Source organism: Flavobacterium flabelliforme (assembly GCF_017948675.1).
Classification (GTDB): Bacteria; Bacteroidota; Bacteroidia; order Flavobacteriales; family Flavobacteriaceae; genus Flavobacterium; species Flavobacterium pygoscelis.
This window is the reverse complement of sequence record NZ_JAGFBU010000003.1, coordinates 313,847-334,456: the sequence shown is the minus strand read 5'-3', so window position 1 is coordinate 334,456 and position 20,610 is coordinate 313,847. Positions and strand designations below refer to the sequence as shown.

The window sequence follows — 20,610 nt, the reverse complement described above, 5'->3', positions numbered from 1 at the left end:
TTTTTGATTCCTACTGAAATCTGATGAAATGAAACCGTTTTTTTTGTTAATTTTGCCAAATGACTAAAGTAATTATTATTGGTTCTGGAAATGTAGCACAGCATTTAATTTTTGCCTTTGAAAAAGCTCAAAAAGCGAGTAATGAAGTACAACTTATTCAGGTTTTTACCAGAAAGAGAGAAAGCCTAGTACATTTGCTCGATTACGATCGAATTACAACTGAATACAATGAATTATTAGAAGCTGATTTATATATAATTGCTGTTAATGATGATGCCATTCAAGAGGTGGTTTCAAATCTTCCTTTCAAAAATCGCTTAGTAGTTCACACCTCAGGAAGTGTACCTTTAAGTAGTTTAAACAACGAAAATCGAAAAGGTGTTTTTTATCCGCTTCAAACCTTCACTAAAAATAAAGAAGTTGATTTTCGAACTATTCCTATTTGTTTAGAAAGTGAAAATGCAACTGATTTTCAATTATTAAATACAATCGCAAAGTCTATTTCAGAAAGTATTTATGCCATAAATTCAGAACAACGCAAAGCTTTACACGTTGCGGCTGTTTTTGTTAATAATTTTACAAATCATTTATACCAAATAGGGAATGAAATTTGTCAAGAAAATCAAGTTCCATTTGACATATTAAAACCTTTAATTGTGGAAACTGCTCATAAAATATTGGCACTTTCTCCTAACGAAGCTCAAACTGGTCCAGCAAAACGCAATGATATTGAAACTATTAAAGTACAGGAAACTTTTATAACCAATACAAATCACCTTACAATTTATAAAATACTAACCCAATCAATACAAAATAATGGCTAAAAGTTATAAAGAAATAATGAACGACATCACTACTTTTATTTTTGATGTCGATGGAGTACTTACAGACAGTTCTGTTTTTGTGACTAATGAAGGAGAAATCCTTAGAACGATGAATATCCGTGATGGTTATGCAATGAAAGCAGCTGTAGAAAGTGGTTATAATGTTTGTATTATTTCTGGAGGAAGCAATGAAGGTGTTCGAGTAAGACTTAGAAATCTTGGCATAACAGATATTTATTTAGGAACTCCTGACAAAGTAGAAACTTTTGATGAGTATACTGATGTTTATCAAATAAAACCAGAACAGGTTTTATATATGGGTGATGACATTCCTGATTATCATGTCATGAAACTAGTAGGATTAGCGACCTGTCCGCAAGACGCAAGTCCCGAAATAAAGACAATCTCTAAATACATTTCGCATAAAAACGGTGGTAAAGGTGCGGCAAGAGATGTTATCGAACAAGTTATGAAAGCACAAGGAAAATGGATGGCTCATTTTGATGGAAAACACGATTAATTATTGATTGCTAACAAGAAAAAATCAAAAAACGAGTAGTTCCTTTTACTAATACGTTTTATATATTAATATTAATTTACAGCAAAAAAAGTGCATTTTCTTAAACTAATTCGATACCAAAACCTCTTAATGCTCGCTATAATGCAGCTTATTTTTAGATTTGGTTTTTTTAAATTACAAAATATTCCTTTGGCATTAGCCAATTGGCAATACGGTTTGTTAATAGCAGCAACTATTTTAATAGCTGCTGGTGGTTATGTAATTAATGATATTTTTGATCAAAATACTGATAATGAAAACAAACCAAATAAAGTAATCGTTGGTAGAAGCATCTCAGAAACACAAGCCTATAATATCTATTTTGCACTTACTGTAACTGGCGTTTGTATTGGTTTTTATCTTTCAAATGTTATTCAAAAACCAGGATTTGCTTCTATTTTTATTTTAATAGCCGCAACACTGTATTTGTATGCAACGAGTTTAAAACAAATGATGATCATAGGAAATATTGTTGTGGCGTTATTGTTATCGTTTAGTGTTATAATTATTGGAATATTTGACCTTTTCCCTGCTACAGGTTTAGACAATCAACAACAGATGAAAATCTTTTTTTCAATATTATTAGATTACGCCATTTTTGCCTTTATGATTAATTTTATAAGAGAAATTGTTAAGGATTTAGAAGATTTCGACGGCGATTATGCTGAAGTAATGAACACCCTACCAATTGTAGCAGGCAAAAAAAACACAACTATAATAGTGTTTGTATTAAGTTTTACCCCCTTGTTTTCGCTTCTTTATTACATTAACAAGTACTTATTAGATTTACTTTTTGTTAGCGTTTACTTGTTGCTTTTTGTCTGCAGTCCTTTAGTTTTTTTTTCTATAAAAATTTGGACCGCAAAATCGAAGAAAGAGTTTCATACTTTAAGTTCACTCTTAAAATGGATTCTGTTTTTTGGTATAATATCCGTAGTAGTTATCAGTTTAAATATGAAATACAATGCTTAGAAATCAATTAAAAAAATATCATCTAATACTCGCTTCGGGTTCACCAAGACGGCAACAATTTTTCAAGGATTTAGACTTGGATTATGAAATACGCTTAAAAGATATTGAAGAAATCTATCCGCCAGAATTAAATGCACACGAAATTACTGACTACTTAGCTCAATTAAAAGCAAGTGCTTTTGAAGGAGAATTACTGGAGAATGAAATTCTGATAACTAGCGACACCATCGTGTGGCACAATAACCAAGCTTTGGGTAAACCAAAGGACAAACAAAATGCATTTGAAATTTTAAAATCATTATCAAATGCAACACATGAAGTTATTACTTCGGTTTGTTTTAAAACCAAAGAAAAAACAGCAGTTTTACATGAAATAACAAAAGTCACCTTTAACACATTGAGTGACGAAGCCATTTTGTATTACATTGATAATTTTGAGCCTTACGACAAAGCTGGTGCTTACGGTATTCAGGAGTGGATTGGTTTTGTAGGAGTTTCTAAAATTGAAGGCTCGTATGCGAATGTCATGGGAATGCCCACTGATAAAGTGTACGGATATTTGAGTAAATTAGCTTAATTTAAATTAAAGACATGTTAACATTACAAGAGTATTCAAAAGAATTAATAGCAAGTGGAGTTTTACTTCTTTTGCTAATTTTATTGCGTACTGCCACTACAAAATTAGTGTTGCGTTATGCCAAAACAAACCACACCTTAGAACATAGAACAAATCTAGTGGTCAAATACATGCATTTATTCCTTTACGTTTTAGCAATTATTGCTTTAATACTGATATGGGGAGTTAAACCACAGGATATTATTTGGGCTTTTTCTTCTATTACAACAGTTGTAGGAGTTGCTCTGATAGCCCAGTGGTCTATTTTGAGTAATATTACTGCAGGAATAATTTTATTTTTTTCTTTCCCTTTTAAAATTGGTGATGTGATAAAAATCCATGATAAAGATTTTCCAATAATAGCAGAAATAGAAGATATTGGTGCTTTTCATGTTTTTTTGAAAACCTATGATGGAGAACTCATCATTTATCCAAATAACCTGATGTTGCAAAAAGGAATATCGATTCTAAAAGATCATTTTAAAGATAAAGATTTTGTTGATTAAACATTTTTCAATAGATATTAATTTGATCAATCTCTTTTGTTTTATTAAAGATTTAATATTGATAAAAAAGTGATAATTATATAAGTTATGTTAAAAAAAGTATAAGGGATTATTATTTAAAATAGAACATATTTGTTGTTATAAAATAACTTACTTTTTACAAGTTCTAATTCAATACTTAAAACAATGAACGATATATTAAAATTTCCATTTTATGCAAAATTAACTCTGGTTTTACTGGGACTAATAGCAATTACCTTTATTTTTTATATCAGTCAGAACATCTTAGTTCCTGTAATGATGTCACTCTTGTTTGCAATCCTTTTATATCCTATTGTAAACTTTTTGAAAGCAAAAATTAGGTTACCACATGTAGTAGCCGTAATGATTGCAGTACTTCTATTCGTATTGGTATTCGTAGGTCTTTTTGTGGTATTGTCCTATCAAATAAGTGATTTTACAAATGATTTTGATAAAATAGAAAAAAATATAAGCATTCATCTTAATAATATTCAAGGATTTATTCATGATAATTTTAATTTAAGTACTCGCGAGCAAAAAAAATATATTGACAGTGCTACAGAAGATTCAGTTCAAAAAGGGAAAGAGTTAATTGGTACTACTTTAATGTCTTTTACAGACACCTTGATGAATTTAACATTAATTCCAATTTATACCTTTTTAATTCTTTTATACAGAACTCATTTTTTACTTTTTTTATCTAAACTATTTAAAAAAGAAAACCATGAGAAATTAAAAGATATTTTAACCAATATTAGAGTAGCCATCAATAGTTACATCGTAGGATTGATTATTGAAATGATATTAGTTTCGGCAATGACAACTGTTGGATTCATGCTAATTGGTGTAAAATATGCTATTCTATTAGGATTGGTTACAGGAATTTTAAATTTGATACCTTATATTGGAATTCTTGTTGCTGGTGTATTAAGCATACTTGCTTCCTTGACAGGAACACCTGATTTATCTATAATTATAGGTGTAATTGCAATTACAGTCGTAGTTCAATTAATAGATAATAATATCATTGTACCTATGATTGTAAGTTCTAAAGTAGAGATAAATGCTTTTATATCTATAATAGGTATTATTATAGGTGGTGCAATTGCAGGAGTTTCAGGTATGTTTTTAGCACTTCCAATATTAGCTATTTTAAAAGTTATTTTTGACAGAATAGAATCATTAGAACCTTGGGGCTATTTAATGGGAGATCATTTACCTAAAACCTATACTTGGCGCAAGATAAAATTACCACTTTTCGATTCAGAAACTGTTCCAGATAAAAATATAATAAAAGCAGATGTTGTAGTTCCTGTATTTACCGAAACCACAACCGAAAAAAACCCTAATAGTACAACTTAATTAGTTTGTATAAAGTTGTGTACCTTGTTAACTATTTTAATAGTGTAAAAAATGCTAAATATTTTATTATTTAATATGGATCTTTAAATCATGCCAAAACAAATAAATTTAGTTTTATTTTTTATATTCTTTAGTTGTTTTCAAGTGGCAATAGCGCAAGAAACAACTGTAAAGAAAGACACAGCTGCAGTTTACAATAACATTAAAAATTACTCTAAAAAAAATAAGTTCACGCGTGTCATGCACAAGCTTATCTTTAGGGCTCCTGTTTTAAACAAAAAAAAAATTAAAGAGGTTCAAAGAAACTTTGACGCTTTTGAAGGTAAAATAATTCGAAACATAAATATTGTTACGCTTGATCCTTTTGGATATTCAGAGACAGATACTGCAAGAAAACCTAAAAATTGGGCGGAAAGAAGTGGAAACAAATTGCACTTAAAAACCAAGCGATTTGCCATAATGAATTTATTGTTGATTAAAAAAAATCAAGCTTTTGATAGTTATTTAGTAAAAGAATCTGAACGTTTAATTCGTACACAACGGTATATAAATCGGGTTGAAATTAATCCAAAAGCAATTGGGAACAGTCCAGATTCTGTAGATATTTCGATACGGGTTTTAGATTCGTGGAGTCTTATTCCAAAAGGTTCTGTTTCAAATACAAAAGTTAATTTCAAAATAATTGAACGCAATATTTTGGGTACTGGTCATCAACTGGAAAATAAATTTAAAAATAGATTTAGTGATGGCAAAAATGCCTACGATGTTGCCTATACGGTTCCTAATATAAAAAACACTTTTATAAGTTCTAAAATTAGCTACCAAATTGATTTGGATAATTACTATAGTAAAAGCATTGCTATAGATCGTCCATTTTATTCTCCTTTAACAAAATGGGCTGGTGGAATTTACCTGGATCAGCAGTTTAGAAAAGATAGCCTTCAAGATGCTAATTTAAAATTTGCCTCTCAGAATTTCAAATACAGTACGCACGATATTTGGATGGGAAGATCCTTCAAACTTTTTGAAGGAAATACGGAGAGAGAACGAACTACAAACTTAATTACATCAGTAGGTTTTTCTAATATAAAATATTTAGAAAGTCCTTCTATAGCATACGATAGCACCAATTTTTATTCTAATCAAAAAATGGGACTTATTGGAATTGGTATTTCTTCCCGTAAGTTTATTCGAGACCGTTATATATTTCAAAATGGAATTATTGAAGATGTTCCCATTGGAAAAATTTATGGTTTAACGGGTGGCTATCAGTATAAAAATAGTACGGGAAGATATTACTTGGGAGGACGTGCCGCTTTTGGTAATTTTTATAGTTGGGGATTTTTGAGTGCAAACTTTGAATTAGGTAGTTTTTTTGAAAAATCAAATGCAAAACAAACCGCATTTTCTTTCCAAGCCAATTATTTTACTAATCTTATGACCATGGGAAGATGGAAAGTTAGACAATTTGCTAAGCCACAATTAGTTTTAGGATCCAATCGTGTGCCTGTAAAAGGAGATCAAATTTCCATTAATGACAATTATGGCCTTAATGGATTTTCGATAGCTGAATATGGAACTAAAAAAGCCATTGTCACGCTACAAACTCAGTTTTATTCTCCTTGGGATCTTTGGGGATTTAGAGTCAATCCTTACTTTAATTACTCCATTGCTATGCTTGGGTCTGCTACTAAAGGCTTACACGAGAGTAGAGCCTATTCTAAAGTTGGAATCGGAATAATTATTAGCAACGATTATTTAGTCTTTAGTTCTTTCCAACTTTCATTAAGCTACTACCCTTCAATTCCAGGAAGTGGACAAAATATTTTTAAAACAAACTCTTTTGACACTACCGATTTTGGTTTTCAAGATTTTCAATTAGCAAAACCAAGAACGGTACTTTATCAATAAATTGTTTTTTAATTTATTGATTATTAAAATTTAAAATATGATAAAAAAATTTGCCCTTTTAGTAACTATTTTATTGATAACTCTTAAATCGTTGGCACAGAAAATAGATTTTGTGCAAAGTGATAGTATTACTTTTGCAATTCATAAAGAAAATGTTGGCAAAATTGCATTTATGTCTAATAATGTTCCTATTGAAAATATAAAGCAAACTGATTTTCTAAAAGAGTTTCATATAAAAGATAAAACGGATCTAAACATAAGAGTTTTTATGGGTAATTCATTAACGAATTATCTTCATTTAATTTCCCCTCAATTATCCGCGGATGAGCTTACTAATAATGGAAATTATCAATTTACATTTATCGTGGATAACAAAATAGTGTATATTGAAAACCTCAATCTTGGAGCCGGAAATGCTAGCAGCAAAAAACAGAAAACAACTTTTAGAGTTCCGCTAATAAGTTCTAATAATGAAGACTCTTGGGGTAGATTTTTATGGAATAGGTTTTTTTATAATGGCGGAGAGGATGCTTTTAGCACCGGAACACATTTACTTAAAATTGAAATTAGACCTTACTTAAAAAATAATGAACTTATAGTTGGTAACCTAATTGCCGAAGGACAATTAAAAATTATAATTCCCGAAATTATTTTCAATGAAGAACAGGTTAAAGTTCAAAGTATAAAGCCAATTAAAGAGTTACAAATTTCAAACAGTAAAATTGATATCCAAAAAATTGAAGAGCTGAACCGAAAAATTGCAGCTAAAACCTTTAAAGACATTACAAGTATTGTAGTGCTAAAAGAAGGTAAAATACTCCTTGAAGAATATTTTAATGCAGCAAATAGAGCAACATTACACGATACAAGGTCTGTTGGAAAATCATTTGCATCTACACTTTTAGGGATTGCTATCAAAGACAATTACATAAAATCGGAAACACAAACTTTGAATGAGTTTTATAACCTTAATAATTATCAAAATTATGCTGTAGCAAAAGACAGCATTACTTTGAAAGATTTACTCACAATGAGTTCTATTTTCGATGGTTCCGATATGAATTCAGAATCAGCAGGAAACGAAGAAAATATGTATCCCACTAAAAATTGGATTGAATTTACTTTAAATCTTCCAATTGATAAAACAAAATTAGCCCAAAAGCAATGGGACTATTTTACAGCGGGTGTGGTAGTTCTTGGCGACATCATTGATAAAAAGGTTCCTAATGGTTTAGAAAAATATGCACACCAAAATCTATTTAAGCCATTAGGAATTACAAATTACAGATGGCAATTTACACCACAAAAGGTGGTTAACACAGCAGGTGGCGTTCAGTTACGTTCAATTGACCTTGCAAAGTTTGGACAATTATATAAAAACAATGGCACTTGGAATGGCAAACAAATTTTGACAAAACAATGGGTTGATAAAAGTTTATCACACCAAATGAAAATAGCAGAGGAAGAATATTATGGTTATTTGTTCTGGAATAAAACATATAACGTAAATGGTAAAAATTATGAAGTTTATTATTCAAGCGGTAACGGTGGTAATAAAATTTTTATATTTAAAGACCAACCACTTGTAATTGTGATTACTTCGACTGCATACAATACTGTATATGGAGAAAAGCAAGCTGATAAAATTATGGAGCAATATTTAATTCAAGCTATAGTAAAATAAATGCTGATAAAAATATAAGGCAACTCTTTTGAAAGAGATTCTATAATATTAGTAGCATTTTTATCAAATATATTTTTGTGGGAATTTATAAATTGGTTATTAATTTATATAATGTGAATTATATAACTTTAATATCTAATTGTATAAAATTATTCAAATGATTAATGTTTACTTTTATCTGATAATTAAAAACCAAAAACAAATGAAAAAAGTTACCTTTTATTTAATGATGATGGTGTTGTCATTAAGTTTCGTACCAAACCAAGTATTAGCTGCAGAAAAAAATCCAACAGCAATTTCTAACAATCCTAAAGAAGTTCCTGCTGAAGTTAAAGTAATGCTTGATCGTCTTGAAGAAATAAAAGCAATGGATAAGTCTGATTTAAGTTCAGCAGAAAAAAAAGAATTAAGAAAAGAAGTTCGTACCATTAAAGCAGATTTAAAATCATCAGGTAATGGTGTTTATTTATCAGTAGGTGCAATTATCATTATCATATTATTATTGATTCTTTTGTTGTAATAAGAATCACAAAAATATTTAGAAAAGGAAATGAGAAATCATTTCCTTTTTTTTTATGGCATAACTATATTAATACTAAATGATTAACAATAAATTTTATAATTAAATATTCATATTCGTCAGTACATTTTTTTTATAACACATTCTGGCACACAGTTTGGCTAGTACTAAAAAAGTATCACTATAATCTAAAAAAATGGAATTAGTAATTAAAAACATTACCATATGAAATCACTACAACTAATCGCACTTGGAATTATACTTTTTTTTTCAAGTAGTATTCAAGCACAAGTTTCTGTTAACGTAAATATTGGTAAACCTCCAGCTTGGGGTCCTGCAGGATATAATGCAGTGGACTATTATTATTTACCGGATATCGAATCCTATTACGATACTAGATCTTCACAATTTATCTACTTTGGCGGAGGGAAATGGGTTCGTTCTAGAAACTTACCGAGCCGTTATAGAAATTACGATTTATACAAGGGTTATAAAGTAGTGTTAAAGGATTATCATGGTGACAAACCTTATGGGCATTACAAACAACATAAAATTAAATATCGTAAAGGATATAAAGGAAGTCCACAAAGAACAATTGGATCCCGAAAAGTTTTTGTACAAAAAAATAAAACCTATTATAAAAAACAGGATCATCATGATAATAGAAAAGGTTATAAGGGGCATCAAAAAGATCATAAAAAACATTAAATAAACTATAAGTCATTCTGCTAAAGATTTTTAAACTTTAGTTATTATAAAGCAATTAAAACATCTGAATAATTAAATCTAAAAAAAAAGTTAATTATTTTGCATTGGCACAGTTCTTGAAAATCTCTCAATAGGAATACAATTCCATTATAAAATATACTCAATTAAATTAAAGAAAAATGAAAACATTAAAACTAATCGCCGCAGGAATTATCCTCTTAGCATCAAGTTCAATACATGCACAAGTTTCAGTTAATGTAAATATTGGTTCAGCTCCAGCGTGGGCTCCAGCAGGTTATTCTGAAGCTGAATATTATTATTTGCCAGATGTAGAAGCATACTATGATGTAAGAGCCACACAATTTATTTATTATGGCAACGGGAGCTGGATTCGTTCCAGATCACTACCAAGACAATATAGAAACTATGATTTATATTCTGGTCGTACAGTAGTCTTAAATGATTATCATGGTTCAAGACCTTATAATAATTTTAGAAATCATAAAGTAAAATATTACAGAGGATATAATGGGAATAGACCTGTAGTTTATAATAACAACCGTAGGGTTTATGTAAGCGATCGTCATCATAGTAGTTATAAAAAATACGATAATCACAGAGAGTATAGAAAACATGATAATAAAAGAGATAATCATGATCACGGTCGCAAAAACAGTCATGGTCGTGGACATGATAGAGACTAATTCATAACAATTTTGAATCGAACGAGAGAGAGCTATAACTAGTTCTCTCTCGTTTTTTTGTACCAGTTCAACAATATATAAAGAAAGTAAAAAACATTTCAGAAAAAAATATTTAATACTTACATTTGGAGCTATTGCAAATTAAAATAATAAAAATGCAAAAAAAACAATTTATAGTCCTAACAGTATTGCTAATATTTTTTCAAATTATAAGTGCTCAAAATCCCAAAAAGCCATCTTCTGATGCAATTTTTAATCAAATTCAGAAATTAAATTTCTTAGGTTCCGTTTTGTATATTGCTGCACACCCAGACGATGAAAACACCCGTTTGATTTCCTATTTATCAAATGAGCAAAAAGCAAGAACAGGTTATCTCTCCTTAACTCGTGGCGATGGCGGACAAAATCTTATTGGTACACAACTTCGAGAATTATTAGGCGTAATACGCACTCAAGAGCTGATTGAAGCCCGAAAAATTGATGGCGGTGAGCAATTCTTTTCACGTGCTAATGATTTTGGTTTTTCTAAAAATCCAACAGAAACTTTGCAAATTTGGGATAAAGAAAAAGTAATAGCTGACGTAGTTTGGGCAATCAGAAAATTTCAACCTGATGTAATCATCAATCGTTTTGACCATCGATCACCGGGAACAACTCACGGACATCATACCGCATCAGCATTATTAAGTGTAGAAAGTTTTAATTTAACTAATAATCCAACTATTTTTCCTGAACAATTAAAATATGTAAAACCTTGGCAAGCTAAACGCCAGTTTTTTAATACTTCTTGGTGGTTTTATGGAAGTATGGAAAAGTACAATGCAGCGGACAAAACCAATTTAATGGCTATGCAAACGGGTGCTTACTACCCTTCTGTAGGTAAATCAAATCAAGAAATAGCTGCATTGAGCCGCAGCCGTCATCAGTCACAAGGTTTTGGAAGCACTGGTGTGCGTGGTGAAGACACTGAATATTTAGAATTTATAAATGGAGAAGCTTTAAAAAATAAAAAATCACTTTTTGAAGGAATTGACACGACATGGAATCGTGTAAAAGGAGGAAAAACTATTGGAGAATTATTGACAAAAATTGAAGCTGAATTTGACCACAAAAATCCATCGTTAAGCATTCCTAATCTCGCAAAAGCCTATAGTATGATTCAGGCATTAGATGAAAATCATTGGTCCCCACTAAAATCAGCCGAAATAAAGGAAATTATTGCAGCATGCTCTGGTTTGTATTTAGAAGCTGTTGCTCAAAATCAAGAGGCAACTCCAGGAACTAATATCAAATTGAAACTCGAAGCTATTAATAGAAGTTCAGTTCCGATGCAATTATTGAGTGTTACCACATTACCAAATGAAATAAAAACAAGTCAAAATTTAGAGTTGAAAAATAATATTTTAAACAACATCAACTTAGATTTACAGTTACCAGAAGCTATCAATTACACACAACCTTATTGGTTACAAGAAAATGGAACAGTTGGAATGTACACTGTAAATGATCAAAAAAATAGAGGTATACCAGATATTATTCGCGAAGTAAAAGTGGTGTTTAATATGAAAGTGAACGAAATAGAAATGCCTTTTGAACGAATAGTTGTTTACAAATACAATGATGATGTAAAGGGAGAGATATACAATTACCTTGACATTGTACCAGAAGTCACTACCGCTATAACTGATAAAGTACTACTTTTTAAAGACAATAAAATTAAGAATGTTACTGTCAAAATTAGAGCAGGAAAAGATGGAATAAAAGGTAACCTGCAACTTGATTTACCTAAAAGTTGGAGCGTTGAGCCAAAATCAATTCCTTTTGACATTGCCAAAAAAGGAACCGAACAAATGGTAAATTTTCAAATAACTCCTCCGAATAAACCTGAAGAAGGAGTTGTAAAAAGTGTTGCTATTGTAGACAATAAACGATTTGATAAAGAACAGATTTTTATCAATTATGATCATATAACAAAGCAACAAGTTTTAAAACCTGCAGAAGCTAAATTGATTAAAACAGATTTAAAAACTAATGGGGAAAAAATAGCCTATATCATGGGTGCTGGAGATGAAGTTCCAAGTAGTTTGACGCAACTAGGATATGCAGTAACCATATTGAAGCCAGAAGAAATAAGCGCTGAAAAATTAGCTGATTTTGATGTGGTTATGACTGGCGTTCGTGCCTATAATACAATCAACGCATTAGCATTCAAACAAAACCTACTTTTTGATTTTGTAAAATCTGGAAAAACTATGGTAGTTCAGTATAATACTAACGGCGATCTTGTAACCGAAAATATAGCTCCTTACCCGCTAAAACTATCTAAAGATCGTGTTACGGAAGAAGATGCGGAAGTTCGATTTTTAGCACCCAATCATCCTGTATTAAATTTTCCAAACAAAATTACTTCTAAAGATTTTGAAGGTTGGAAACAAGAGCAAGGTTTATATTATCCAAACGAATTTGACAAAGCCTTTACTCCTATTCTTTCATCAAATGATAAAGGAGAGACACCTAAAAATGGTGCTTTACTCGTTGCATCTTACGGAAAAGGACATTATATTTACACGGGTTTGAGCTTTTTTAGAGAGTTACCAGAAGGCGTTACTGGCGCTTACAAACTATTATCTAATATCATTTCGATTCAATCCTCTGATACAATTCCTGTTTCAATAAAAAAGTAATAAACAATTCTAATGGAAACAAAAAAAACGAAAACCTGGACAAAGAATTATACTTGGGTACTTCTAGCCAATGTTATATACATAATGTTTTTTTATCTAATCATGAAATTATACTCTTAAATTATGCAATTATTTGATTGGATTATTCTTATCGTCACCTTATTATTCATCGTAATTTATGGTGCATGGAAAACAAAAGGAAGTAAAAACGTAGAAGAATTTATTTTAGGAAGCAATGAAACGCCATGGCATGTAGTTGGTTTATCAGTTATGGCTACACAAGCAAGTGCCATTACTTTTCTATCGACACCAGGACAAGCCTATCATGACGGGATGGGATTTGTGCAGTTTTATTTTGGACTTCCTATTGCTATGGTAGTAATTTGTGTGACCTTTATTCCTTTGTACCACAAATATAAAGTGTACACTGCTTATGAGTATCTAGAAAAAAGGTTTGATTTAAAAACTAGATCATTAGCAGCTATCTTATTTTTATTTCAAAGGGGTTTAGGAACTGGACTAACCATTTATGCTCCAGCAATTATTTTGTCCGCAATATTAGGATGGAATCTTACGTATATGAATATTGTCATTGGTGTATTAGTCATAATTTATACCTTTTCTGGAGGTACCAAAGCAGTAAACGTAACCCAAAAACAACAAATGTTTGTGATTATGTCCGGGATGTTTATTACCTTTTTCCTAATCTTGCATTATTTACCAAATGACATGACTTTTACTAGTGCTTTGCATATTGCGGGTGCGAATGACAAAATGAATATAGTGAATTTCTCTTTTGATCCCGAAGAAAAATATACTTTTTGGAGTGGTATTACGGGAGGATTTTTCTTGGCATTAGCTTATTTTGGAACCGATCAATCTCAAGTAGGACGCTATTTATCAGGAAGATCGGTTAAGGAAAGTCAAATGGGACTGATTATGAATGGGCTTTTAAAGGTACCAATGCAGTTCTTCATTTTATTGACTGGTGTGATGGTTTTTGTTTTTTTTCAATTCAATCCTGTTCCATTAAATTTTAATCCGAACAATAAAGCCATGATTGAGAAATCAGCTTTCAAAGGAGAGTACAATGCTTTAGAAAAAAAATTAGATGATTTATCCGAAGATAAAAAGGTAATCAACTTATTGTATATCGATCAGCTGAATCAAGATTATGATAATCCGATACTTCGAAAGGAATTAGTAGCACTTTCTAATAAAGAAAAAGACCTCAGAGATCGAGCAAAAGAAATAATTCTAAAAGCAGATAGTAACAGTGAAACCAATGATAAAGATTATGTGTTTTTTCATTTCATATTAAACTATTTACCCAAAGGTCTTATTGGTTTATTGTTGGCTGTAATCATTTCAGCCGCCATGTCTTCTACTGCTTCGGGCCTTAATGCATTAGCCTCTACAACTGCTATTGATATTTACAAAAGAAATCTAAAAGAAGAGAAATCAGAACGTCATTATTTATACGCAACCAAATTCTTTACATTACTTTGGGGTGTTATAGCCATACTCTTTGCTTGTGTTGGGACTTTATTTGAAAATTTGATCCAATTAGTAAATATTATTGGATCTATATTTTATGGTACTGTGTTGGGAATTTTTCTAGTTGGTTTTTATTTAAAAAACGTACAGTCTAAAGCAATCTTTTATAGTGCAGTGGTAAGCCAAATCACCATTTTTATTATCTACTATTATGCTATTTATATTTATCCAAGTGGACAAGAAAAATTAGGGTATTTATGGTTGAATTTTATTGGCGCAACATTAACTATTCTTATTTCTTTACTCCTCCAAAGTACTATATTTAGAAATCAGAAACCCATGGTTTTAGAAACAATAAATGAATAATTAATAAACCGCAGATTAGCTAATTTTATAATTAGAGAATCTGCGGTTTAATTTTTATGGAATAATAACAAACAAATTTTTAATGATTGATTATTTTGTAGTAGTTTTATTTATATATTTAAATTGCTAATATGATTTCATTTTATATAAATTGGGATTTTGATCCAGAAATAGCTAACATATTAGGATTCCCATTAAAATACTATGGCCTTTTATTTGCTTGTGGTTTAATCATTTCAATGAGGGTTCTAAAAAAGATTTTCAAAACTGAAAATTTAAATGATAATGCCTATGAAGCATTATTTATATATGGAATACTTGGAATTTTTGTTGGAGCTAGATTAGGGCATTGCTTATTCTATGACTTTGATTATTATTCAAAAAATTTATTAGAAATTATATTGCCCATTAAAAAAACATTAAATGGAGGATATAAATTCATAGGTTATGCAGGTTTAGCAAGTCATGGTGGTACAATTGGTTTAATATTTTCTCTTTATCTATTTTCAAAAAAATACAAAATTCAATATCTTAAGGTACTTGACTTAATAGCATTAGTTGCAACAATAGGAGCGACATTTATAAGGCTTGCAAATTTGATGAATTCTGAAATGATTGGTAATCCAACAAATATGCCTTGGGCCTTTATATTTAAAAAAATTGATAATATTCCTAGACATCCAGCTCAACTTTATGAAGCGATATCTTATTTAATAATTTTTCTAGTTGTATATACAATTTATAAAACTAAAAATATAGAATTAGGAGGAGGTTTTTACTTTGGCTTGGTAATAACTTTAATTTTTTTGATGAGAATATTAATTGAGTTTGTAAAAATAAATCAAGTACAATTTGAAGATAAGATGCCATTAAATATGGGTCAAATCTTGAGTGTTCCCTTTATAATAATTGGTATATATTTTATTTTTTATAATTTAAGAAATAAAGAAAATTACAAACAATAACTTTTAGTAAATATATTTTGAATATTTTAATCTTTACAAAATCTTCTTATTTTTAGAAAACAGTCCATTTGAAAGTTGGTATATCAAGAGTTGTGCAAAACTTTCGAGCAACAGGAAACAGAAACAAAAATTGACAATATACTTTTTATACTTTAAAGTTTCATATTCAAAAAAATATAAATTATGAAAATAATGACATTTATAGCTTTGTTAATTTTATTAAATATTTTTGCTTGCCAAAATCAGAAAATAGTACAGAAAAAAACATTGAATGAAATTAAATATTCAGAAATTGAAATTGCTGAAATCAAAAAAGGCTTATATGATACACTTTGTGTTGAATTAAAAAAAAACCAAATTAAAAAAATTGTCGAAATTTTGAACTCAAAAAAAGAATCTGAACTTCTAAAAATAATGCCGAAATATTGGTTATTCATTAAATTTAAAAATGATTCAATCAAAAAATATAAAATAGCAGACAATTATTTAGGAGAATTTGACGATTATATCAAAATAGAAACCAAAAATAACTTTATAAACGTTTACGAAAATAATTCAAAAACGAAATGTAAGATTAAAACTCGAATTGAATAAAAAAAGCGATCGCAAAACAGGCCTTACAAGATATTTGGGTTTAGGTTGAATTTAAAGATTGTTTTAAAGTTGAAAAACTTGTGTTTAATGGAAAAATCTTGAGTTTTTAATCTAAAGCATCTTGTAGTGTCATGACGTTATACTAGTTAAATTATTATAAATACATATAAAAAAAGCATAAAAAATCCCGTTTAGATTATACCTTAACGGGATTTTATATATTGCGTATAATAGAAATTTAGTTTTTACTCCACTCTGCAATACTGTCTTTATTCATTTTTACGTAATCTTGATTTTTAGCAGCTTCGGCTGCTGTAAGTGACGCTTTAGCACTTTCAATCGCTCCTTTTCTATCGCCTAATTTTGCTTGTATCAATGATTTTAATCTATTATACCAAAATGGTTTTTCTTTAGACATATCCAACGACTTGTTTATATATTCTAATGCTTTTACATTGTCACCATTAGATTGAAATAAAAACTGTGCTGCAGCAAAGTAATCTGCTCCACCTGGACCTGACAATGCTTTTTCGATATTGGCTGTTGCTTTTTGTTGTGTAGGTACTTCAAATTTTAAAGCTGCATAAGAGTTCTCCCATGAGATATCTAAATAAGCAAAATTATTGTCTAAACCACTAATTCCAATTGTAAATGTTTCAACACTTTTATTTAAAGTTTCTGGCTTAACAGTAGCTTTAAGAGCAATATTCTCCTCTTTCCATTCTTCTGGATTACCCCAGTTATCCGTTGTTTTATAAAAAATAATATCCCAACTTTCTATTTTTGGAATAGTGTACAAAGAGTATTTACCTTTTTTTAATGTTTTACCATCGATAATTACGTTATCACTAAAAGATATTGTTGTATTTTCATTTGCTCCAGTTCTCCAAACTTTTCCAAAAGGAATTAAATTTCCAACAACAGATCTACCTCTAGCGCTTGGTCTTGAATAAACAATTTCTACATCTGTTAATCCAACCGTTTGATTAATGGTCGCTTTTGGGCTTGATTGAGGTGTTTGAATTTGTGCCTCAACGGTAAAATTGGCTAAAAGAATAGCAAGGGCAATAATTATTTTTTTCATGATTAATCGTTTTTTTTTGTGACTCGCAAAACTACAAATTCAGTTGCTCAAAATTGTTAATTACTTCTTAATTTAGAATCTAAATTCTTTACTTTATCGAAATTTAATTCATTAAAATTATTGATAATTACATTTGCTTCAGATAAATCTTGCGATTTAGAATGAATGCTATTATACCCAACACAAAAAATTCCTGCAGCTGTAGAAGCTTTTATTCCATTTGTACTGTCTTCAATTACAATACAACACTCTTTTGTTGCAATTGACAAGGAAGCCGCATGCTCAAAAATAGCAGGATGTGGTTTAGATTTAGGAAAATCTTCACCACTTACTAAATGTGTAAAATAAGGATGTAATTTAAACCTACGGAAAACGCGTTCTATAGTAACTTTAGAGGCTGAAGAAGCTAATATTAATTGTATTCCGTTTTCGTGTAAATCTTTTATTAGTTTTTCTACTCCTTCTAACAATTCTAAATCTTCTTTACTATCAAAAGCATCATTAAAAATAGTTCGTTTTCTTTGAATCAGATCTTCTACATCTTGTTCCAGATTAAAAATTTCTTTTAAATTTTGAAAAACATTACGAGTAGAATTACCGGTAAATGTAGTAAACATCGCATCAGTTACTGGAATATTCAATTCCTCAAAATGTTTAAAATAGGCATAACGGTGTACGGGTTCTGTATCTACTATTACGCCATCCATATCGAAAATTACAGTTTGTATCATTCTTGTTTTGCCACTAAGGCGCTAAGACACGAAGTCTTTTTTAATTATTATTAGAAGACAAATTCGGTATTGCCATCAATACACAAAGTAATAAAGTCATTTTTTTTTTCAATATTTCCCAAAAAATAAAATTTGCCAATGATTGAAAAGATTAAAACTTATTACTTTACCACTGAATACTAAGCACTAAAAACTGATCAGTCTTTTTTAAGCAAGTAACGAATTACCGTTTCGGCAGCATATAAACCAAATAATCCTGGCATATAACTGTTGGTTCCGTAAAATGATTTTTTATAATTAGAACCGTCTGTCATTTTTAAACTCGCGTCATCTTGAATTTCTGATGAAAAAACCACTTTTAACTTGTCAATTTTAACTTCTTTCAAACGTCGTCTGATGGTTTTTGCTAAAAAACAATTTACCGTATTACTGATGTCTGTTACTTTTACTTTAGCGGCTTCCATTTTCCCACCAGCACCCATACTGCTAATGATTTTCACTCTTTTTCGTTTGGCACCAATGATTAAATTCAGTTTTGGAGTAACACTATCAATACAATCCAAAACATAATCAAACTCTTCAGTAACGATTTCAAAAGCACGTTCCGGCGAAAGGAATTCCTCTACACGTATTAGTTTCAATTCGGGATTAATATCCATCAAACGATCTCCAACAATAGTTACTTTGGGTTGGCCAACAGTAGAATGTAGCGCTGGTAATTGCCTGTTAATGTTGGTAATATCGACAACATCCCCATCTACAATTGTCATCGCTCCTACTCCTGCTCTAGCCAAAAACTCCGCTGCAAACGAACCTACACCGCCCAATCCTACTATTAAAACATTTGCATTTTGTAAATTATTTAAACCTTCTTTTTTAAATAAAAGTTCACTTCTTTCTGTCCACTCTGCCATTTTTTATTATTTACTCTTTAAATTTTTGAAAACTTAAAGTATTTTATTGATGTTTATTATTAAAAACTGCTGTGAAATTACTTCTTACTATTTCCTGCATCGCAACAATTGAGATTTCTTTGCAATTGGCAGCTACTTCATATACTTTTTCAATTCCTTCCTCAACCGTATCGGTTTCTAGAAAAATACGATTATTAGGAACATTTTTAAAAACAGTTTCCAATGCTGTACCCAAACTTCGGGATTGTAATAAGTATTTCCCAAAGGAAAGATAAAATCCGTTATCCAATAATTGTTTTGCTAGCTGTTCGTTTTTTGAAAATCCATGAATAATCATCGGAACTGAAATAAGCAATCTTTTTTTGGTTTCGATAATTTCTTGAAAAGCAGCTACGCAATGAATAACAACTGGTTTATTATATTTTTGTGCCAAAAGTAATTGTTTTTCAAAAACTATTTGTTGCAAATCTAACGGAATTTCTATTCTTTTATCCAATCCACATTCACCAACAGCAAGACAATTTCTTTCTTTTAATTTGGTTTCAATAATTGCTAAATTAGCTTCTACTTGCTCTTTATAAATGTACCATGGATGAATTCCGATCGAATAATACGGTATTTCAGAATCAAATTCTCGAGGATATTGATTCACTAATTCCGTAACATTCGCTTGGTTTGTTCCTTTATGCGTATGTAGATTAAAAAAATCCATTAGTCATGAAATTTTTTGACTCCTGCTTTGATCTCAATATTCAAATCATTTTCTAAAGGAACTATCGGACAAGAATATTTATGATTGTAAGCACAATAAGGATTATATGAAGTATTAAAATCGATCACCAACGTCTTTCCTTTTGGAATTTTTAAATCAATATATTTTCCACCAATATAACTTTCGTTACCACAAGTCAAATCTGAAAATGGTAAAAACAAATGATCTTTGTATTTTTCTTGTTGTGAAAGTGCAATATTCTTGTAAACATTTAGGTTGAAATTGGATCCATCAATTGTAAAATAAACTACACCGTATTTTACATACATAGGTTTTCTATCGGTAGAAGTTTTCATTTCGAAAGGTTTCTCCTTTTTGGTACGAACAAATTTCGCAACAACAAAAAACTTTTCATTAGCAGGATAAAAGTCTAAGGTTTTAAATGTTGTTAAATCTTCAGGGATTAGTGGGCTCGTTTTAGCATCTGCATATTCTGCATTTAATTCCTCTTGGAATTTAGTCACTGCATTAACATCAAATTTTTCTTGAGAAAAACCAATTTGGACCTGCAGGAATAAAACAAAAAAAAGTAGGATTCTCATTTGTATATTTTTACACAAAAATAGCGTAAAAGTTAGAAAGCTACAATGTTTATATTTATGCTATTATCATACTA

20 protein-coding genes are annotated in these 20,610 nt (G+C 30.1%); 15 read left to right on the top strand and 5 right to left on the bottom strand.

Going from position 1 to position 20,610, the window contains the following annotated elements; genetic code table 11:
- Window positions 1-59 precede the first annotated feature (59 nt).
- From J3S90_RS10140 to J3S90_RS10070, 15 genes are all read left to right on the top strand, one after another.
- Entirely contained in the window at window positions 60-824 is a 765-nt protein-coding gene (locus tag J3S90_RS10140) for a Rossmann-like and DUF2520 domain-containing protein (protein ID WP_210646105.1), read from the top strand.
- Window positions 817-1,344 (top strand): KdsC family phosphatase, encoded by a 528-nt coding sequence (locus tag J3S90_RS10135; RefSeq protein ID WP_210646104.1) that lies wholly within the window; start codon window positions 817-819, stop codon window positions 1,342-1,344. The genes J3S90_RS10140 and J3S90_RS10135 overlap by 8 nt, the downstream gene beginning before the upstream one ends.
- Window positions 1,345-1,485: 141 nt before the next feature.
- On the top strand, window positions 1,486-2,355 hold the full coding sequence (locus J3S90_RS10130) for a geranylgeranylglycerol-phosphate geranylgeranyltransferase (RefSeq protein ID WP_236023928.1): 870 nt from the start codon (window positions 1,486-1,488) through the stop codon (window positions 2,353-2,355).
- A complete protein-coding gene (locus tag J3S90_RS10125; RefSeq protein ID WP_210646102.1) occupies window positions 2,348-2,932 on the top strand; it encodes a Maf-like protein in 585 nt (194 codons plus the stop codon). The genes J3S90_RS10130 and J3S90_RS10125 overlap by 8 nt, the downstream gene beginning before the upstream one ends.
- A 14-nt stretch (window positions 2,933-2,946) precedes the next feature.
- On the top strand, window positions 2,947-3,477 hold the full coding sequence (locus J3S90_RS10120) for a mechanosensitive ion channel domain-containing protein (RefSeq protein WP_188050690.1): 531 nt from the start codon (window positions 2,947-2,949) through the stop codon (window positions 3,475-3,477).
- 186 nt (window positions 3,478-3,663) lie between these two features.
- A complete protein-coding gene (locus J3S90_RS10115; RefSeq protein WP_210646101.1) occupies window positions 3,664-4,860 on the top strand; it encodes an AI-2E family transporter in 1,197 nt (398 codons plus the stop codon).
- 90 nt (window positions 4,861-4,950) lie between these two features.
- Window positions 4,951-6,771, top strand: a complete 1,821-nt coding sequence (locus J3S90_RS10110; protein ID WP_210646100.1) for a BamA/TamA family outer membrane protein — start codon at window positions 4,951-4,953, stop codon at window positions 6,769-6,771.
- Between the two features lie 37 nt (window positions 6,772-6,808).
- A complete protein-coding gene (locus J3S90_RS10105) occupies window positions 6,809-8,455 on the top strand; it encodes a serine hydrolase domain-containing protein (protein ID WP_210646099.1) in 1,647 nt (548 codons plus the stop codon).
- 202 nt (window positions 8,456-8,657) lie between these two features.
- Entirely contained in the window at window positions 8,658-8,975 is a 318-nt protein-coding gene (locus J3S90_RS10100) for a hypothetical protein (RefSeq protein ID WP_188050694.1), read from the top strand.
- 225 nt (window positions 8,976-9,200) lie between these two features.
- Entirely contained in the window at window positions 9,201-9,683 is a 483-nt protein-coding gene (locus J3S90_RS10095; RefSeq protein WP_210646098.1) for a hypothetical protein, read from the top strand.
- A 179-nt stretch (window positions 9,684-9,862) separates the two neighbouring features.
- Window positions 9,863-10,387, top strand: coding sequence for a hypothetical protein (locus J3S90_RS10090; protein ID WP_210646097.1), 525 nt, complete (start codon window positions 9,863-9,865; stop codon window positions 10,385-10,387).
- A gap of 155 nt (window positions 10,388-10,542) precedes the next feature.
- Window positions 10,543-13,071 (top strand): PIG-L family deacetylase, encoded by a 2,529-nt coding sequence (locus J3S90_RS10085; protein ID WP_210646096.1) that lies wholly within the window; start codon window positions 10,543-10,545, stop codon window positions 13,069-13,071.
- Window positions 13,072-13,194: 123 nt separating this feature from the next.
- Window positions 13,195-14,934, top strand: a complete 1,740-nt coding sequence (locus tag J3S90_RS10080) for a sodium:solute symporter (protein ID WP_188050698.1) — start codon at window positions 13,195-13,197, stop codon at window positions 14,932-14,934.
- A 131-nt stretch (window positions 14,935-15,065) separates the two neighbouring features.
- Entirely contained in the window at window positions 15,066-15,899 is an 834-nt protein-coding gene (lgt, locus tag J3S90_RS10075; protein WP_210646095.1) for a prolipoprotein diacylglyceryl transferase, read from the top strand.
- A gap of 183 nt (window positions 15,900-16,082) precedes the next feature.
- A complete protein-coding gene (locus J3S90_RS10070; protein ID WP_210646094.1) occupies window positions 16,083-16,493 on the top strand; it encodes a hypothetical protein in 411 nt (136 codons plus the stop codon).
- Window positions 16,494-16,731: 238 nt separating this feature from the next.
- On the opposite strand, the gene J3S90_RS10065 is transcribed toward J3S90_RS10070, so the two are convergent.
- The 5 genes from J3S90_RS10065 to J3S90_RS10045 form a co-directional block, all read right to left on the bottom strand.
- Window positions 16,732-17,577 carry a DUF2911 domain-containing protein gene (locus J3S90_RS10065; protein WP_188050700.1) on the bottom strand — a complete coding sequence of 282 codons (846 nt, stop codon included), beginning with the start codon at window positions 17,575-17,577 and terminating at the stop codon, window positions 16,732-16,734.
- Between the two features lie 56 nt (window positions 17,578-17,633).
- Window positions 17,634-18,308: an HAD family hydrolase gene (locus tag J3S90_RS10060; protein ID WP_210646093.1), complete on the bottom strand. Its 675-nt coding sequence runs from the start codon at window positions 18,306-18,308 to the stop codon at window positions 17,634-17,636.
- Between the two features lie 197 nt (window positions 18,309-18,505).
- Window positions 18,506-19,222, bottom strand: coding sequence for a tRNA threonylcarbamoyladenosine dehydratase (locus J3S90_RS10055; RefSeq protein WP_210646092.1), 717 nt, complete (start codon window positions 19,220-19,222; stop codon window positions 18,506-18,508).
- Between the two features lie 43 nt (window positions 19,223-19,265).
- On the bottom strand, window positions 19,266-19,934 hold the full coding sequence (locus tag J3S90_RS10050; protein WP_210646091.1) for a TatD family hydrolase: 669 nt from the start codon (window positions 19,932-19,934) through the stop codon (window positions 19,266-19,268).
- Window positions 19,934-20,536, bottom strand: coding sequence for a DUF1684 domain-containing protein (locus J3S90_RS10045; RefSeq protein WP_210646090.1), 603 nt, complete (start codon window positions 20,534-20,536; stop codon window positions 19,934-19,936). Before J3S90_RS10045 ends, J3S90_RS10050 begins: the two co-directional genes overlap by 1 nt.
- Window positions 20,537-20,610 lie beyond the last annotated feature (74 nt).

What these genes read in the sequence shown, in the direction of transcription:
- J3S90_RS10140 (WP_210646105.1), top strand. Translation starts at nt 60, where the DNA reads ATGACTAAAGTAATTATTATTGGTTCTGGAAATGTAGCACAGCATTTA.
- J3S90_RS10135 (WP_210646104.1), top strand. Translation starts at nt 817, where the DNA reads ATGGCTAAAAGTTATAAAGAAATAATGAACGACATCACTACTTTTATT.
- J3S90_RS10130 (WP_236023928.1), top strand. Translation starts at nt 1,486, where the DNA reads ATGCAGCTTATTTTTAGATTTGGTTTTTTTAAATTACAAAATATTCCT.
- J3S90_RS10125 (WP_210646102.1), top strand. Translation starts at nt 2,348, where the DNA reads ATGCTTAGAAATCAATTAAAAAAATATCATCTAATACTCGCTTCGGGT.
- J3S90_RS10120 (WP_188050690.1), top strand. Translation starts at nt 2,947, where the DNA reads ATGTTAACATTACAAGAGTATTCAAAAGAATTAATAGCAAGTGGAGTT.
- J3S90_RS10115 (WP_210646101.1), top strand. Translation starts at nt 3,664, where the DNA reads ATGAACGATATATTAAAATTTCCATTTTATGCAAAATTAACTCTGGTT.
- J3S90_RS10110 (WP_210646100.1), top strand. Translation starts at nt 4,951, where the DNA reads ATGCCAAAACAAATAAATTTAGTTTTATTTTTTATATTCTTTAGTTGT.
- J3S90_RS10105 (WP_210646099.1), top strand. Translation starts at nt 6,809, where the DNA reads ATGATAAAAAAATTTGCCCTTTTAGTAACTATTTTATTGATAACTCTT.
- J3S90_RS10100 (WP_188050694.1), top strand. Translation starts at nt 8,658, where the DNA reads ATGAAAAAAGTTACCTTTTATTTAATGATGATGGTGTTGTCATTAAGT.
- J3S90_RS10095 (WP_210646098.1), top strand. Translation starts at nt 9,201, where the DNA reads ATGAAATCACTACAACTAATCGCACTTGGAATTATACTTTTTTTTTCA.
- J3S90_RS10090 (WP_210646097.1), top strand. Translation starts at nt 9,863, where the DNA reads ATGAAAACATTAAAACTAATCGCCGCAGGAATTATCCTCTTAGCATCA.
- J3S90_RS10085 (WP_210646096.1), top strand. Translation starts at nt 10,543, where the DNA reads ATGCAAAAAAAACAATTTATAGTCCTAACAGTATTGCTAATATTTTTT.
- J3S90_RS10080 (WP_188050698.1), top strand. Translation starts at nt 13,195, where the DNA reads ATGCAATTATTTGATTGGATTATTCTTATCGTCACCTTATTATTCATC.
- lgt (WP_210646095.1), top strand. Translation starts at nt 15,066, where the DNA reads ATGATTTCATTTTATATAAATTGGGATTTTGATCCAGAAATAGCTAAC.
- J3S90_RS10070 (WP_210646094.1), top strand. Translation starts at nt 16,083, where the DNA reads ATGAAAATAATGACATTTATAGCTTTGTTAATTTTATTAAATATTTTT.
- J3S90_RS10065 (WP_188050700.1), bottom strand. Translation starts at nt 17,577, where the DNA reads ATGAAAAAAATAATTATTGCCCTTGCTATTCTTTTAGCCAATTTTACC.
- J3S90_RS10060 (WP_210646093.1), bottom strand. Translation starts at nt 18,308, where the DNA reads ATGATACAAACTGTAATTTTCGATATGGATGGCGTAATAGTAGATACA.
- J3S90_RS10055 (WP_210646092.1), bottom strand. Translation starts at nt 19,222, where the DNA reads ATGGCAGAGTGGACAGAAAGAAGTGAACTTTTATTTAAAAAAGAAGGT.
- J3S90_RS10050 (WP_210646091.1), bottom strand. Translation starts at nt 19,934, where the DNA reads ATGGATTTTTTTAATCTACATACGCATAAAGGAACAAACCAAGCGAAT.
- J3S90_RS10045 (WP_210646090.1), bottom strand. Translation starts at nt 20,536, where the DNA reads ATGAGAATCCTACTTTTTTTTGTTTTATTCCTGCAGGTCCAAATTGGT.